Origin of the sequence: Acinetobacter piscicola (assembly GCF_015218165.1) — a bacterium.
In the GTDB taxonomy this organism is placed as follows: domain Bacteria; phylum Pseudomonadota; class Gammaproteobacteria; order Pseudomonadales; family Moraxellaceae; genus Acinetobacter; species Acinetobacter piscicola_A.
The window spans coordinates 2,476,802-2,491,780 of record NZ_CP048659.1; the positions used below are offsets into that span (position 1 = coordinate 2,476,802).

At 38.8% G+C, this 14,979-nt stretch carries 15 protein-coding genes; 14 read left to right on the forward strand and 1 reads right to left on the reverse strand.

Translation table 11 applies throughout. From position 1 onward, the window contains the following. The first annotated feature begins 44 nt into the window (after positions 1-44). The 3 genes from G0028_RS12180 to G0028_RS12190 all read left to right on the forward strand — a co-directional run bounded on the left by G0028_RS12180 (position 45) and on the right by G0028_RS12190 (position 2,729). On the forward strand, positions 45-1,364 hold the full coding sequence (locus G0028_RS12180; protein ID WP_130073160.1) for an adenylosuccinate synthase: 1,320 nt from the start codon (positions 45-47) through the stop codon (positions 1,362-1,364). Between the two features lie 174 nt (positions 1,365-1,538). After that, positions 1,539-1,844 (forward strand): hypothetical protein, encoded by a 306-nt coding sequence (locus tag G0028_RS12185; protein WP_130073159.1) that lies wholly within the window; start codon positions 1,539-1,541, stop codon positions 1,842-1,844. Positions 1,845-1,952: 108 nt separating this feature from the next. Next, a complete protein-coding gene (locus tag G0028_RS12190; RefSeq protein ID WP_130073158.1) occupies positions 1,953-2,729 on the forward strand; it encodes a M48 family metallopeptidase in 777 nt (258 codons plus the stop codon). Between the two features lie 546 nt (positions 2,730-3,275). Here G0028_RS12190 and G0028_RS12195 read toward each other — a convergent pair. Next, positions 3,276-4,112, reverse strand: coding sequence for a pyruvate, water dikinase regulatory protein (locus G0028_RS12195; protein ID WP_111859556.1), 837 nt, complete (start codon positions 4,110-4,112; stop codon positions 3,276-3,278). Between the two features lie 155 nt (positions 4,113-4,267). Between G0028_RS12195 and ppsA the strand changes: the two genes are divergently transcribed. From ppsA to rplI, 11 genes are all read left to right on the forward strand, one after another. Continuing rightward, entirely contained in the window at positions 4,268-6,643 is a 2,376-nt protein-coding gene (gene ppsA, locus G0028_RS12200) for a phosphoenolpyruvate synthase (protein WP_130073157.1), read from the forward strand. Between the two features lie 241 nt (positions 6,644-6,884). Further along, complete coding sequence (locus G0028_RS12205) at positions 6,885-7,655, forward strand: RDD family protein (protein WP_174492388.1); 771 nt, start codon at positions 6,885-6,887, stop codon at positions 7,653-7,655. A 305-nt stretch (positions 7,656-7,960) separates the two neighbouring features. Continuing rightward, positions 7,961-9,013: a ubiquinol oxidase subunit II gene (gene cyoA / locus G0028_RS12210; protein ID WP_130073155.1), complete on the forward strand. Its 1,053-nt coding sequence runs from the start codon at positions 7,961-7,963 to the stop codon at positions 9,011-9,013. Positions 9,014-9,016: 3 nt separating this feature from the next. Further along, positions 9,017-11,011 carry a cytochrome o ubiquinol oxidase subunit I gene (cyoB, locus tag G0028_RS12215; protein WP_130073154.1) on the forward strand — a complete coding sequence of 665 codons (1,995 nt, stop codon included), beginning with the start codon at positions 9,017-9,019 and terminating at the stop codon, positions 11,009-11,011. A gap of 4 nt (positions 11,012-11,015) precedes the next feature. Next, positions 11,016-11,636 carry a cytochrome o ubiquinol oxidase subunit III gene (cyoC, locus tag G0028_RS12220; protein WP_130073153.1) on the forward strand — a complete coding sequence of 207 codons (621 nt, stop codon included), beginning with the start codon at positions 11,016-11,018 and terminating at the stop codon, positions 11,634-11,636. Further along, a complete protein-coding gene (cyoD, locus tag G0028_RS12225) occupies positions 11,636-11,965 on the forward strand; it encodes a cytochrome o ubiquinol oxidase subunit IV (protein WP_065994860.1) in 330 nt (109 codons plus the stop codon). Before cyoC ends, cyoD begins: the two co-directional genes overlap by 1 nt. Positions 11,966-11,971: 6 nt before the next feature. Further along, entirely contained in the window at positions 11,972-12,850 is an 879-nt protein-coding gene (cyoE, locus tag G0028_RS12230; protein WP_130073152.1) for a heme o synthase, read from the forward strand. Positions 12,851-13,039: 189 nt separating this feature from the next. After that, positions 13,040-13,642 (forward strand): HAD family hydrolase, encoded by a 603-nt coding sequence (locus G0028_RS12235; RefSeq protein WP_180045115.1) that lies wholly within the window; start codon positions 13,040-13,042, stop codon positions 13,640-13,642. A gap of 209 nt (positions 13,643-13,851) precedes the next feature. Further along, positions 13,852-14,238: a 30S ribosomal protein S6 gene (gene rpsF / locus G0028_RS12240; RefSeq protein WP_035267614.1), complete on the forward strand. Its 387-nt coding sequence runs from the start codon at positions 13,852-13,854 to the stop codon at positions 14,236-14,238. Positions 14,239-14,249: 11 nt separating this feature from the next. Continuing rightward, positions 14,250-14,477, forward strand: coding sequence for a 30S ribosomal protein S18 (gene rpsR / locus G0028_RS12245; RefSeq protein ID WP_004719336.1), 228 nt, complete (start codon positions 14,250-14,252; stop codon positions 14,475-14,477). Positions 14,478-14,486: 9 nt separating this feature from the next. Next, the gene (gene rplI / locus G0028_RS12250; protein ID WP_065995237.1) at positions 14,487-14,933 is read left to right on the forward strand and encodes a 50S ribosomal protein L9; all 447 of its coding nucleotides are present in this window, start codon (positions 14,487-14,489) and stop codon (positions 14,931-14,933) included. Positions 14,934-14,979 lie beyond the last annotated feature (46 nt).

A 14,979-nucleotide genomic window follows, 5' to 3' on the forward strand; every position in this document is an offset into this window, starting at 1 on the left:
GTGTGTGGTTTTCAATTTTAACAGCATGATGTAATGAGGCTATTATGGGCAAGAATGTTGTGGTACTTGGTACCCAATGGGGCGACGAAGGTAAAGGTAAAATCGTTGACCTGCTCACAGATCAGGCGGCTGCGGTTGTTCGTTATCAAGGTGGACATAACGCAGGTCATACGCTCGTCGTAGGTGGTAAGAAAACAGTTCTTCACCTCATTCCATCTGGTATTTTACGTGAAAACGTACTGTGCTTAATTGGGAATGGTGTTGTACTTTCTCCTGAAGCTTTGATCAAAGAAATGGACATTCTTGAAAAAGAAGGTGTTCCTGTTCGTGAGCGTTTACGTATTTCTCCAAACTGTCCTTTGATTCTTCCGCATCACATTGCGTTAGACCAAGCACGCGAGAAAAAACGTGGTAATGCGAAAATCGGTACGACAGGTCGTGGTATTGGTCCTGCGTATGAAGATAAAGTTGCTCGTCGTGCGATCCGTGTTGCAGATTTAGTCCGTGGTGGCGAACATCTTAAAGCACAACTTGAAGAATTACTTGAGTACCATAACTTCCAGTTAACTCAATTCTTTGGTGTTGAAGCGGTTAAAGTTGAAGACGTACTTGCACTTTGTGACCAATGGCGTGAAGTGGTTGCTCCGTTAGTGATTGATGTCACAACTGAATTGCACAACTACCGTAAAAATGGTCAAAACGTGATGTTTGAAGGTGCTCAAGGCTCACTTCTTGACGTGGATCACGGTACATATCCATATGTAACTTCATCAAATACAACTGCGGGTGGTGTAAGCTCGGGTTCTGGTTTAGGTCCTTTGCACCTTGACTATGTATTGGGTATTACTAAAGCTTACACAACACGTGTTGGTTCAGGTCCATTCCCAACAGAATTGGTTTATGACGCTGCGAACGATGTCGGCGATGCAATTGGTAAACACCTCGGTACTGTAGGTGCTGAGTTTGGTGCTTCTACAGGTCGTCAACGTCGTTGTGGTTGGTTTGACGCTGAAATCTTACGCCGTTCAGTTGATGTAAACTCACTTTCTGGTATTTGCTTAACTAAACTTGACGTTTTAGATGGTTTAGAAGAAGTAAAAATCTGTGTAGGTTATGAAGCTGCTGACTCTGGTTGTGTGGGTTCTTCTGATGCGCTTGCATTTGAAACTTTAAAACCAATTTATGAAACAATGCCAGGTTGGTCTGAATCTACTTTCGGTGCAAAATCACTTGATCAATTGCCTGAAAATGCAATCAACTATATCAAACGTATTGAACAATTGATCGAATGTCCAATCGACATCGTATCAACTGGTCCTGACCGCGATGAAACAATCGTATTACGTCATCCATTTGATGCTTAATACAGATCAGTTTTTAAAAAGAGCCTCTCTATGAGGCTCTTTTTTTGTCTTAATAAAAATATGTGAAAATTCAAGACTAAAGTTAGGCGCTCTATGCCTTATATCCTACGCATGAGCTTGTTACAATAAATCTTAAATCAGATTTTTCCCCTACTAAAATTTTGAGAATATGGAATGCAAAAAAATATTTCAGGAACCATTTTTTATTCATCCCTCTTTGCCATCGGGGGTGCACCAACACTGGCGATGTTAATCATCCAAGCACAAACCAATAACCCTGAAATTATTCAAAATGTTCTGTTAAGTTTAACAATTTCATTAGCATGCCTTTTGATTCCGATTATTCTCATTCAAAACAGCATCATCTTTTTTCATCGCAACAAGCCCAATCTAAATGAAAAAATTAAACCCCTATGCACATTCTATTTCGTCCTTGATGCCCTATGCCTAGTGTATTGGTTAATAATTCAGTTTTTATAAGTGAAATTTACACAAATACTATGATTATGAAGCAATTTTACATACTCGTTCACAGCTAAAATCAATATAATCATACTTATTACTTTATATTTGTTGGAGCACATTATAATGAATAATAAACTCATGATGGGCATTTGTGCAGCAGGTTTAATTTCGCTTTCTGGCTGTACCACCATGGCTGATATGGCAGGTGCCGATAGCGCAACACTCAATGTTGCAGCAACGCAAGGTTTTAATAAAACTGTGCAAGAAGCACGCAGCAATAAGACATTGGATACATCATCCTCGACCTACAAACGTATCAATGCAGTATTTTTACGTTTAAAACCTTATGCAGATCAAATGAACCAAACAGGGACAAAATTTGATTGGCAATTGGCTGTACTCAAATCAGACCAAGTCAATGCTTATGTTGCCCCAGGGGGTAAAGTTGTATTTTATACAGGCATTGTCAATAAATTAGCACTCACCGATGCTGAAATTGCAGCTGTCATGGGACATGAAATGATTCATGCCTTAGAAGAACATGCAAAAAGTAAAATTGGTGCGCAAGCATTGACTGATTTAGCCTTACAAATTGGCTTAAGTGCAGCAGGTGATCGTGTAGGTCAACTTGGTACAGCTGCAGCACAATTAGGCTCACAAGTTGGCGTGGGTTTACCTTATTCACGTAGCTTAGAGAGTCGTGCCGACCAAGGTGGTTTAATGCTGATGGCAAAAGCAGGCTATAACCCGCAAGCTGCTATTACACTTTGGGAAAAAATGAATAAATTAGAAGGTGCAGGTGGTGCATCATTCTTATCTACCCACCCATCTAACGCTCAACGTATCGCTGCAATGCGTGAAAACCTACCTGCGGCACAAGCAATTTACAACAAACGTTAATGATCCACTCAAGATAGAAACTTTGCTTTTTACAAAAACCGAGCCTCTTTTGCTCGGTTTTTTAATGAGGATTTTGCACATAAATTGATGTAATCAGCTCATTATTATCTTTCAATACAGCTCCATGAGAATTAATACCATTGGACATGGACTAAAAAATGATTTTTTATCGCATCAAAAAAATTACAACACTTATTTTAGATAATTTCTTTTTAAAAAATTGTGCATTTAATATACAAAAATGATTCTATTTTGCGATTTTCACTATTTAGATTTTAAATAGTTGTGATACTTAATATCATAATAAATAATACTAATACCATTTTTTATATAATTATGAGCTATTTTTTTAAGTAATATTACTTTAAACTTACCGAGATTCTTGACATAAAATGCCTATTTATTAAACAAAAAATACCTCAAAAAGTTAATTTTCACACTCAAATTAATAGAAATTTTATATTATAAAATTGATCATTTTAATCAAAAAAGCTGAATTTACATTCAGCTTTTTCCACCTAAAACAACCATAAAATTGTATTTTATTTAAACAATTCTACGTTTCAAACCTGTCATCTGTAAAATACGCGTCGAGATTTCTTCGATTGACATTTCTGATACATTTAAGTATTTAATTCCTTCAGAAATGTAAATTCCTTCAACTGCACGTAGTTCCATTTGACATTGTGAAAAACTTGCATAGCGACTATTTGCCTTACGTTCAGTACGAATTGCAACCAAACGTTCAGCATCAATCATCAATCCAAACAACTTATGTTTATGCTCTTTCAGCACTGCTGGCAAGCGATTATCATCCAAATCTTCTTCCGTAAGTGGATAATTTGCAACACGAATTCCAAATTGTAATGACAAATAAATTGAGGTTGGAGTTTTACCTGAACGGGATACACCGATCAAAATTAAATCTGCTTTATCATAGTGGCGAGTGCGGGCACCATCATCATTATCCAAAGCAAAATGCACAGCATCAATACGCGCCTTATAGGACTCAGAATCAGTCACCGCATGGGTTTGTCCGACTAAAGTTGTAGGTTGTGTCCCCAAAACATCTGACAACTTACTAATAAGTCCTTCAAAAACATCAAGATTTACAGCATTTGCAGTATTAATAATATCTCGTACATAAGGGTCAACCAAAGTATCAAAAACTAAAGGTTGTTGACCGTCCTTTTCTGCGCGAATATTGATTTCCTCTACTACATTCATGGCTGCTTCTTCAGAGCTAATATATGGAATAATATGTATATCAAACTTGACATGAGGAAATTGTGCTAACAATGAGTGCCCAAGGGTTTCAGCAGTAATCGCAGTACCATCAGAAATAAAAAAAACGCTACGCTTTATTTGGTTACTTTCTGACATTAAAAATCTCCTCAAACATTTGTCTTAGCGATGTATAATCTTTATAGTAATGCCCATCTTACATGACTATGACTTAGTTGAATCAAAAAGCTGAGTTTTTTGTTATAATTTCACGCCAAAATAGTGATTAATACTGCATAAGTGGAGTAACAACTTTGGAAGCACGCGTAATCGGTCTAGAAAAACTAGGGAAACACGACGTTGAGATCGTGGGTGGTAAAAACTCTTCACTTGGAGAAATGATCAGTCATTTAGCAAATGCTGGTGTATCCGTACCTGGTGGATTTGCAACAACTGCTGACGCTTATCGTGAATTCCTAGAGCAAAGCGGTCTTAATGCTAAAATTAATGCTGAACTTGCGACATTAAATGTTGACGATGTAAACGCACTTGCTGAAACAGGCGCAAAAATTCGTCAATGGATTGTAGATACTCCACTTACAGCGGGACTTGAACAAGAAGTCCGTGAAGCTTTCACTGCACTTTCAAATGGTAATCCAGACATTGCCGTTGCTGTACGTTCTTCTGCAACTGCCGAAGACTTGCCTGATGCTTCATTCGCAGGTCAACAAGAAACGTTCTTAAACATCCGTGGAATAGACAACGTTCTGATCGCGATTAAAGAAGTATTTGCATCACTTTATAATGACCGTGCGATTGCTTACCGTGTACACCAAAACTTTGCACATGACATTGTTGCATTATCTGCAGGTGTTCAGCGCATGGTACGTTCTGAAACAGGTGCTGCAGGTGTCATGTTTACACTGGATACAGAGTCTGGTTTCCGTGAAGCTGTATTTATCACAGCTTCTTATGGCTTGGGTGAAATGGTAGTACAAGGTGCAGTCAACCCTGACGAATTCTATATTTCTAAACCACTTCTACGTGCAGGTAAACATTCAGTAATCCGTCGTAACCTTGGCTCTAAACACCAAAAAATGATTTATGGTGAAGAAGGTGCTGCAGGTAAATCTGTTGTTGTGGTCGACGTTGAAAAAGCTGAACGTCAACAATTTGCTTTAAATGATCTAGAACTTCAAGAATTGGCTAAACAAGCCCTCATTATTGAAGAGCATTATAAAGCGCCAATGGACATCGAATGGGCGAAAGACGGTGATGACGGTCAAATCTATATCGTTCAAGCCCGTCCTGAAACAGTAAAAAGCCGTGAAAATGTCGGCACAATGGAACGCTACCTACTTAAACAAAAAGGTACAGTGCTTTGTGAAGGTCGTTCAATCGGTCAACGTATCGGTTCTGGTAAAGTGCGTATTGTTACGTCTATTAAAGAAATGGACAAAGTACAACCAGGTGACGTTCTTGTATCTGACATGACTGACCCAGATTGGGAACCAGTGATGAAGCGTGCTGCTGCAATCGTAACGAATCGTGGTGGTCGTACTTGTCACGCTGCAATTATTGCACGTGAATTAGGTGTTCCTGCGATTGTAGGCTGTGGTAACGCAACTGAAGTCCTCACTGATGGTCAAGAAGTGACTGTTTCTTGTGCCGAAGGTGATACTGGCTTTATCTATGAAGGTGCATTAGATTTTGAAATTCAACGTAACTCAATTGAGTCTATGCCTGCACTTCCATTTAAAGTAATGATGAACGTCGGTAACCCTGACCGTGCATTTGACTTTGCACAAATTCCAAACGCAGGTATTGGTCTAGCGCGTTTAGAATTCATCATCAACCGTATGATCGGTGTGCATCCTAAAGCGTTGTTGAACATTGACAGCTTACCTCGTGAAACTCGCGCTGCTGTTATGGCACGTACTGCGGGCTACTCTTCACCGATCGAATTTTATGTTGAAAAATTAGTTGAAGGTATTTCTACACTTGCTGCTGCATTTGCTGACAAACCTGTCATTGTTCGTATGTCAGATTTTAAATCTAACGAATATGCGAACTTGATCGGCGGTAAATTGTACGAACCTGAAGAAGAAAACCCAATGTTAGGCTTCCGTGGTGCAAGCCGTTATGTATCAGACAACTTCCGTGACTGTTTTGAGCTTGAATGCCGTGCGTTGAAAAAAGCACGTGACGAAATGGGCTTAACCAACATTCAAATCATGATTCCTTTCGTTCGTACAGTAAACGAAGCGAAACGTGTGATTGAATTATTGGCTGCAAATGGCTTAAAACGTGGTGAAAATGGTCTTAAAGTGATCATGATGTGTGAATTACCAACCAATGCATTATTGGCTGAACAATTCCTTGAACACTTTGATGGTTTCTCAATCGGTTCTAATGACTTAACTCAGTTAACACTTGGTCTAGACCGTGACTCTGGTATCGTATCTCACTTGTTTGATGAGCGTGATGCTGCTGTGAAAGTATTACTTTCTATGGCAATCCACGCATGTCGTAAAGCAGGTAAATATGTAGGGATCTGTGGTCAAGGTCCTTCCGATCACCCAGATCTTGCAAAATGGCTCATGGAACAAGGTATTGAATCAGTTTCATTGAACCCTGACTCAGTGCTCGACACTTGGTTCTTCCTTGCTGAAGAAAAATCTAAAGCTTAATTAAGCACCATCAAAAGACCCTCTCGTAGGGTCTTTTTTTATGTGTAAACATAAATAATAAGTTCTAGTAAATTTTTTTATTTTTCATCGATATTTTAAATTTGATGTAAATTTAATTTTCATCAGGTGAAAAATCGAGTATACATAAGGGTTCAAAAAAGTAGATGGGTTAATTTAATGCTACGATATACCTATTTATCTACAATTTTTACGTTTTAGATTTTTTTGAGAATGACGCTTTATGCAAATTTACTTGGCGAGAAATAATCAACAGGCTGGACCATATACACTAGAGCAAGTCAACCAGATGCTTGCCGACCAACAAATCTTACTTACCGATTTGGCTTGGCATCAAGGGATGACGGAATGGAAAGCTTTGGGTGAACTTACGCAAGGTAAACTTGTTTATGAACCTGTAGGTTATACGGCTCCTATTTCATTGAATAAAACTGAGCCTTTTTCAAATACGTCTACACCAACCCAATCTAGCAAAACACAGCAAAATGTTGAACTTGCACCATTGCATTCTCGTTTTTTTGCCAAAATTATTGACCTTTTACTTTGGTTACCCACATCAATTATTTTAGGCTTATTTTTAAACACCACCGAAATTCAAAAGCTTACTAGCTTGCAAGACCAAATGCTAAGCAAAGCACAAAGCAATGATGTCAACCAAGTTTTGGAAATCCAATCGCAAATGCTTGCACTCTTCCCTGATCAAGCATGGATTGCAATGTTTGGTTATATTTTTATCATGTTAGCAGTACAAGCTTATTTTCTTTCAAAATCCGGACAAAGCATTGGTAAAAAAGCATTAAAAATTAAAATTGTCGATGAAGAAAGCAATGAAAAGGTCAGCTTTTTACGCGTGTTCGTTTTACGTTCGATTTTGTTTATTGTGATTTATCGCTTTTTAGGTTTATTTGCGATTGTCGATTTGTTATTCGCATTCAGTAAAAAACGACAAACTTTACATGATAAGTTAGTTAAGACCAAAGTCATTAAGCAATAATTTTTTAGTTTTTTTTAAGGGATGCAAATGCATCCTTTTTTAATGCTATAGCTTTGATTTGAAAATACAAAATACTAGATAAACAAATAAATCCGAGTAAAAAAATTGGTTTTTGTTACAGTTATTTAAAGCCTTTTTACATATAGCTAAGTTTGTTGATATGAGGCATAATGCCCTACAACGTCTGGGTGTCAGATCATTGAGAATGTTTACTATTTGTAATTAATAGTCATTTTCAATCATGCGACACTTTAATCGCTATCCCATATTTAATAGGGAATGGGACTCTTCACCGAGGTTGTAAAATGAGACAAACGATTTTAGCTGTATTGTCTTTATCTACGATTGCCGCACTTTTAACAGGGTGTGGTGGTGATATGGTACTTCTAAACTCTAAAGGTCCAGTTGCTGAAGGTCAAAGTAACCTGATGATGACTGCGATCTATTTAATGCTATTGGTTGTAATTCCTTCGATCATTATGGCATTGTGGTTTGGTTGGAAATATCGCGCATCGAATAAAGACGCAGACTATAAACCTACATGGGCACATTCAACTGCAATTGAGATTGTAGTATGGGGTGTTCCTGTAATTATTATTGGTATTCTTGCGTATTTAACATGGTGGGGTTCACATAAATATGACCCATACCGTCCGCTCGAATCTGACAAAGCGCCTGTAACTATTCAAGTTATTGCTGAACAGTTTAAATGGATCTTTATCTATCCTGAACAACAAATTGCAACTGTTAACGAAATTCGTTTCCCTGAAAAAACGCCAGTTAACTTTAGAATTACCTCTAACTTTACAATGAACTCTTTCTTCATTCCTAAGTTAGCAGGTCAAATTTATGCAATGGCAGGTATGCAAACTCAGTTACACGTATTAGCTGATGAAACTGGCGTATATCGTGGTTTCTCTTCTAACTATAGTGGTTATGGTTTCACACAAATGCGCTTCTTGGCTCATTCTGTTACTGAACCAGAATTCAACAGCTGGGTAGAAGCAGTTAAAACAGGTCAAGGAACTTCAATTAATCCTGAAGCTCAACAAAAAACTGTTTTAGATGCAGCAGAGTTTGCAGCGCTTAAAGATGGTGACCGTTCAAAACATCAGATTGAGAACATGGTCAAAAATGCGCATACTCCAGAAGAAAAAGCACTTGCAGAAGAAGCTGAACGTAAAGGTCCATTCCCTACTAAGCCGTATCCTGTAACTTACTATTCTTCAGTTGAGCCTAATTTGTTCGAAAGCATTATCAATAAATACATGAGCAACTACCACGGTGCAGATCATTCTGCGCAAGCGGGCGCTGAACATGTTAATGCTGAACATGCAACTGCTTCAGTAGAGGAATAAGACATGTCTGTATTATTCGGTAAACTCAACTGGGACTCGATCCCTTATCAAGAGCCTATCGTACTGGTGACCATGATCATCATGGCAATCGGTGCTGCTGCGCTTCTTGGTGGTATCACCTATTTTAAAAAATGGGGCTACTTGTGGAATACTTGGTTCACTTCTGTAGACCATAAAAAAATTGGTATCATGTATATTATCGTATCTGTTGTCATGCTTGTGCGTGGTTTCGCGGATGCGATCATGATGCGTCTTCAACTGTTCCTTGCAAAAGGTGGCGGTGAAGGTTACTTACATCCTGACCATTACGACCAGATCTTTACCGCGCATGGCGTGATCATGATCTTCTTCGTAGCAATGGGTCTTGTTGTTGGTATGATGAACATCACTGTACCTTTACAAATTGGTGCACGTGACGTTGCATTCCCATTATTGAACTCTTTAAGCTTCTGGTTATTTGCTGGTGCTGCGGGTCTGATGATGGCATCACTTGTATTGGGTGAATTTGCTGCAACAGGTTGGATGGCTTATCCTCCTCTTTCAGGTATTCAATATTCTCCTGGTGTTGGGGTTGACTACTATATCTGGGCACTTCAGGTTTCAGGTTTAGGTACGCTTTTAACAGGTGTTAACTTCTTTGTTACCATCATCAAAATGCGTGCACCTGGCATGGGTCTTATGGATATGCCGATCTTTACTTGGACTGCACTTTGTACAGCAGTATTGATCATTGCATCTTTCCCTGTGTTAACTGCAACAATTGCAATGTTAACGCTTGACCGTTACTTCGATTTCCATTTCTTCACCAATGAGCTTGGCGGTAGCCCAATGCTATATGTGAACTTGATTTGGACTTGGGGTCATCCAGAAGTATATATTCTGATCTTACCTGCTTTTGGTATTTACTCAGAAATCGTTTCAACATTCTCTCGCAAAACATTGTTTGGTTACAAATCAATGGTATATGCGACTATCGCGATCACAGTTCTTGCGTTCGTGGTATGGTTACACCACTTCTTTACGATGGGTGCTGGTGCCAACGTTAACGCGTTCTTCGGTATCATGACCATGATTATTGCGATCCCTACAGGTGTGAAAATCTTCTCTTGGTTATTCACCATGTATAAAGGTCGTATTACATTTACATCACCAATGTACTGGACACTTGGCTTCCTTGTGACTTTCGGTATCGGTGGTTTAACTGGTGTATTAATGGCTGTTCCACCAGCTGACTTCTTAGTACACAACTCATTATTCTTGATTGCTCACTTCCATAACGTAATTATTGGTGGTGTGGTATTCGGTATGTTCGCAGGGATCACTTTCTACTGGCCAAAAATGTTTGGTTGGAAGTTAAATGAAACTTGGGGCAAAGCTTCTTTCTGGTTCTGGTTCTTCGGTTTCTATTTTGCATTCATGCCACTTTATATCCTTGGTTTCATGGGTATGACTCGTCGTCTGAATACATATGACAACCCTGAATGGGATCCATACCTTGCAATTGCATTCTTTGGTTCTATCCTTGTTGCAATTGGTATCTTCTGCTTCGTTATGCAAATTGTTGTGGGCTTCTTACAACGCGAAAACAACATGGACCACACAGGTGACCCATGGGATGGTCGTGTTCTTGAATGGTCTACTTCATCACCTGCGCCATTCTATAACTTTGCGCAACTTCCTAAGATCAATGGTATTGATACTTTCTGGAATGACAAAGAAAATGGTGTAGCATATGCACGTCCTACGAAATATGAAGATATTCATATGCCAACTGACCGAGCTGCTGGCTTTGTGATAGCAATGTTCATCACAGTAATGGGCTTAGCTTTGGTATGGCACATCTGGTGGCTTGTTATTGCAACTTTCTTAGGTGCCGTAATCAGTTTCATCGTAAGTTCATTTACGAAAAAAGTGGATTACTATGTACCTGCTGCTGAAGTAGAACGTATCGAAAATGAACGTTATGCTTTACTTGAAAAACACTTGAAGAAGGACTAAGACGATGGCTGAAGTACTTCATCACGATAACCATGGACATGATGAACATCATCACCACGATGATACCGACATCACTGTCTTTGGTTTTTGGACCTACTTGATGAGTGACTTGATTTTATTCGGTACACTCTTCATCGCGTTCGCTGTATTAAGCAGTCATATTCCACCTGGAACACCAAGTCCAAAAGATTTATTTGGTGAGTCTTTAGGTTTCGTTTTAACTGAAACTTTTGCTCTCTTGATCTCTTCTGTGACTTTTGGTTTTGCAGTACTTGCTTCATACAAGAAAAATGTAGGTCAAGTTTTAACTTGGCTAGCAATTACTTGGGTATTTGGTGCATCTTTTATCGGTATGGAACTTTATGAGTTTAATCATTTAGTTCATGCTGGTCATGGTCCAAGCACGAGTGCGTTCTTATCTGCGTTCTTTACTCTAGTGGGTACGCATGGTATTCACGTGACTTCTGGTTTGGTATGGATGCTCGTGTTAATGATTCAAATCAAGAAAAATGGTTTGACTCTACCAAATACACGTCGTCTTGCTTGCTTAAGCTTGTTCTGGCACTTCCTTGACATCGTTTGGATCTGTGTATTCAGCGTCGTTTACTTAATGGGAGTTATCTAATGAGTCACGATCATAATTCTGCAGGTGCTTCACATGGTAATGTGAAACAATATACGATTGGTTTTATTGTTTCTGTATTACTGACCATTGTTCCATTCTATATGGCAATGCATCCAGCTGACTTCGGTCGTGGTGCAATTGTAGCGACCATTGCGATTACAGCTGTAGCACAGGTTCTTGTTCAATTAGTCTTCTTCTTGCACATGAACTCTTCATCAGAACAACGTTGGAACGTAATTGCATTCATTTACACAATCTTGTGTATCGCAGTTCTTCTGATTGGTTCTGTATGGATCATGAACTACTTACATTCAAACATGATGCTCTAGGGTGTCATGTTGAAGAAGTATTTATTCCTGACTAAGCCAGGAATTCTCTTCGGTAACTTCGTTACCACTTTGGGCGGCTTTTTCTTAGCCGCTCAAGGTTCTGTAGATTTCCTCTTACTTCTCATTACATTACTCGGTACAACACTGGTGGTTGCATCAGGTTGTGTAGTGAATAATGTCATTGACCAAGACATTGACCAAAAAATGCAACGCACGATGAACCGTGCTTTAGTCAAAAAAACCATTAGCCCACAAATTGCTTTAATCTTTTCAGCAGTTTTAGGTCTTTTAGGCTTTGGCTTGTTGTGGTTTTTTGTCAACGCCTACGCATTTGGCTTTGCGGTATTGGGCTTTGTCGTTTATGTGATTTTTTATAGTCTTTGGACAAAACGTACAACCATTCACCAAACTGTGATTGGCAGTATTTCTGGTGCAAGTCCTCCTGTAATCGGTTATACCGCTGTTTCAAATGAATTTGATGTTGCTGCGCTATTGGTTTTCTTAGCTTACGCGCTTTGGCAAATGCCACATTCATGGGGAATTGCAGTTTACCGTTTTGATGACTATAAAAATGCGGGTGTTCCCATCCTTCCTGTGGCACGTTCAATTTATCGCACTAAAGTTGAAAGTTTGATTTATGTGATTTTGTTTGCTGCGGTGTTGAATGGTTTATATTGTTTTGGCTATACCAATATTTTCTTCTTGATTATCTTTAATGCGATGTCTGCATATTGGGTCTATCTGTCGATTATTGGCTTCAAAGCTGAAAATGACCAAGTTTGGGCAAAACGTTATTTCTTATATTCAGTAATTCTGATTACGGCTTTAAGTTTTAGCTTTAGTTTTACTTACACCTCCCCTGCACCACATTTACCCCTGTTTTAAAAAGATAGAGGTCACTCTATCTTTTTTATCAATGTAATCTCTTACCAAAAGAAACTCAGCCTTTCTTTTTTATCAATTCAAATACATCAATAAATCACACTTGAAAATAACTTCCAAAGCCCCCCTAAGTCTTTTAGTTTATATAAACACTGGAAAATAAAATATCAATAAAATGAGAGGATCAATCCAATGTCACAAAACCAGATCAAAGTCATTGCTTTCGATGTTTTTGGCACACTCGCTAGAATAAAACAGAAAATATCCCCTTATAAAAAATTCATTCAATGGTTACACAGGCAAGGACATACATCACAAATAAGCGATGCTGTCACCGTCATGTCTATAAATGGTGATTTTCAAGACATTGCGACACATTTAGGTTATCAAATTCCACCAGCATTTTTAGATGAACTCAATACTGAACTTCAGACAGAATTAGCGCAAATTGAACTTTTTGCAGATACCCTTCCCACCTTAAACCAGCTAAAAGAAAATGGTTATAAAATCGTGCTGTGTTCCAATTCAGCAACTCCTTATGGGATTCACATTCGTTCATTGATTACAGAGATTGACATATATGCATGGAGTTATGAAGTCCATGCTTGCAAACCAGATCCTAATATTTATCAATTTATTGTAGATCAACTCCATTGCACAGCCAAAGAGGTCTTATTTGTTGGTGATACACCACTGGCGGATATTCAAGGTCCAACAGCCTTTGGGATGTCTGCCAAATTAATTGACCGTAAAAATGGTCAAACGTTACATGATGTTTTAAACGACTATTTATAAAACCTAAGGAAAAGACATTAACTTATATTTTCTCCACTTCAATACGATGTATTGATAAATATTTCACGATTTATTTGTATTTAATAGCAAACTTTCCTATAATGAGCCCTCGCAAATTTTGCGACACAACCTGTCTGTTTACAGTTCAGTTGTGACTCCTTGCTTCATTCATATTTGGATGGGGCTGCATAAACCGTAAGGAGCTGACAATGCGTCACTACGAAATCGTAATTCTGGTACACCCAGACCAAAGCGATCAAGTGGTAGGTATGGTAGAACGCTATATCTCTCACATTAAAGATGCTGAAGGTCAAATTCACCGTCTTGAAGATTGGGGCCGTCGCCAATTGGCTTACCCAATTAACAAAATTCACAAAGCGCACTACATTTTAATGAACGTTGAATGTAATCAAACTACGCTTAACGAATTGGAAGAATTATTCCGTTACAACGATGCTATTCTTCGTAACGTTATTATTCGTCGTGAAAACGCTATCACTGAAGAGTCTTTATTGGCTAAGAGTGCTGAAGAAAAACGTGCGCGTAAAGCTCAACGTGAAGAAGCACAACAAGCTCAAGACTCTGCTGAAGCATAAGGAGAACACACATGGCACGTTTTTACCGTCGTCGCAAGTTCTGCCGCTTTACAGCTGAGAACGTTACGTACATCGACTACAAAGATATCGACACTTTAAAACAGTACATCACTGAAAATGGCAAGATCGTTCCTAGCCGTATTACAGGTACTAAAGCTCGTTACCAACGTCAATTAGCGCTTGCGATTAAACAAGCTCGCTACTTAGCGTTGATTCCTTACACTGACAATCATAAGTGAGGTTGAGCTGTGGATATTATCTTATTACAACGTATTAAAAATCTTGGTAAATTAGGCGATAAAGTATCAGTTAAAGCTGGTTACGGCCGTAACTACTTGATCCCTCAAGGTAAAGCAGTTGCTGCGACTGAAGCAAATACTGCTGCTTTTGAAGCACGTCGTGCTGAACTTGAGAAACAAGAAGCTGAAGTATTAGCTGCTGCTCAAGCTCGTGCTGACCAATTGAACGAAGTAAATATCGTAATCACTGCGAAAGCGGGTGACGAAGGTAAATTATTCGGTTCAATCGGTACGCGCGACATCGCTGACGCGTTAACAAATGCTGGTCTTGAAGTTGACCGTGCAGAAGTTCGTTTACCAAACGGTGCACTTCGTAACACTGGTGAATTCAACATCGCAATCCAATTGCATCACGATGTTGTTGCAGAAGTTCTCGTTACTATCGTATCTGAGTAATTTCGTACCAAAAAAAAGAGCATACTTTAGTATGCTCTTTTTTTAT

Coding starts and splice junctions, on each gene's coding strand:
- G0028_RS12180 (WP_130073160.1), top strand. CDS start 45: ATGGGCAAGAATGTTGTGGTACTTGGTACCCAATGGGGCGACGAAGGT.
- G0028_RS12185 (WP_130073159.1), top strand. CDS start 1,539: ATGCAAAAAAATATTTCAGGAACCATTTTTTATTCATCCCTCTTTGCC.
- G0028_RS12190 (WP_130073158.1), top strand. CDS start 1,953: ATGAATAATAAACTCATGATGGGCATTTGTGCAGCAGGTTTAATTTCG.
- G0028_RS12195 (WP_111859556.1), bottom strand. CDS start 4,112: ATGTCAGAAAGTAACCAAATAAAGCGTAGCGTTTTTTTTATTTCTGAT.
- G0028_RS12205 (WP_174492388.1), top strand. CDS start 6,885: ATGCAAATTTACTTGGCGAGAAATAATCAACAGGCTGGACCATATACA.
- cyoA (WP_130073155.1), top strand. CDS start 7,961: ATGAGACAAACGATTTTAGCTGTATTGTCTTTATCTACGATTGCCGCA.
- cyoB (WP_130073154.1), top strand. CDS start 9,017: ATGTCTGTATTATTCGGTAAACTCAACTGGGACTCGATCCCTTATCAA.
- cyoC (WP_130073153.1), top strand. CDS start 11,016: ATGGCTGAAGTACTTCATCACGATAACCATGGACATGATGAACATCAT.
- cyoD (WP_065994860.1), top strand. CDS start 11,636: ATGAGTCACGATCATAATTCTGCAGGTGCTTCACATGGTAATGTGAAA.
- cyoE (WP_130073152.1), top strand. CDS start 11,972: ATGTTGAAGAAGTATTTATTCCTGACTAAGCCAGGAATTCTCTTCGGT.
- G0028_RS12235 (WP_180045115.1), top strand. CDS start 13,040: ATGTCACAAAACCAGATCAAAGTCATTGCTTTCGATGTTTTTGGCACA.
- rpsF (WP_035267614.1), top strand. CDS start 13,852: ATGCGTCACTACGAAATCGTAATTCTGGTACACCCAGACCAAAGCGAT.
- rpsR (WP_004719336.1), top strand. CDS start 14,250: ATGGCACGTTTTTACCGTCGTCGCAAGTTCTGCCGCTTTACAGCTGAG.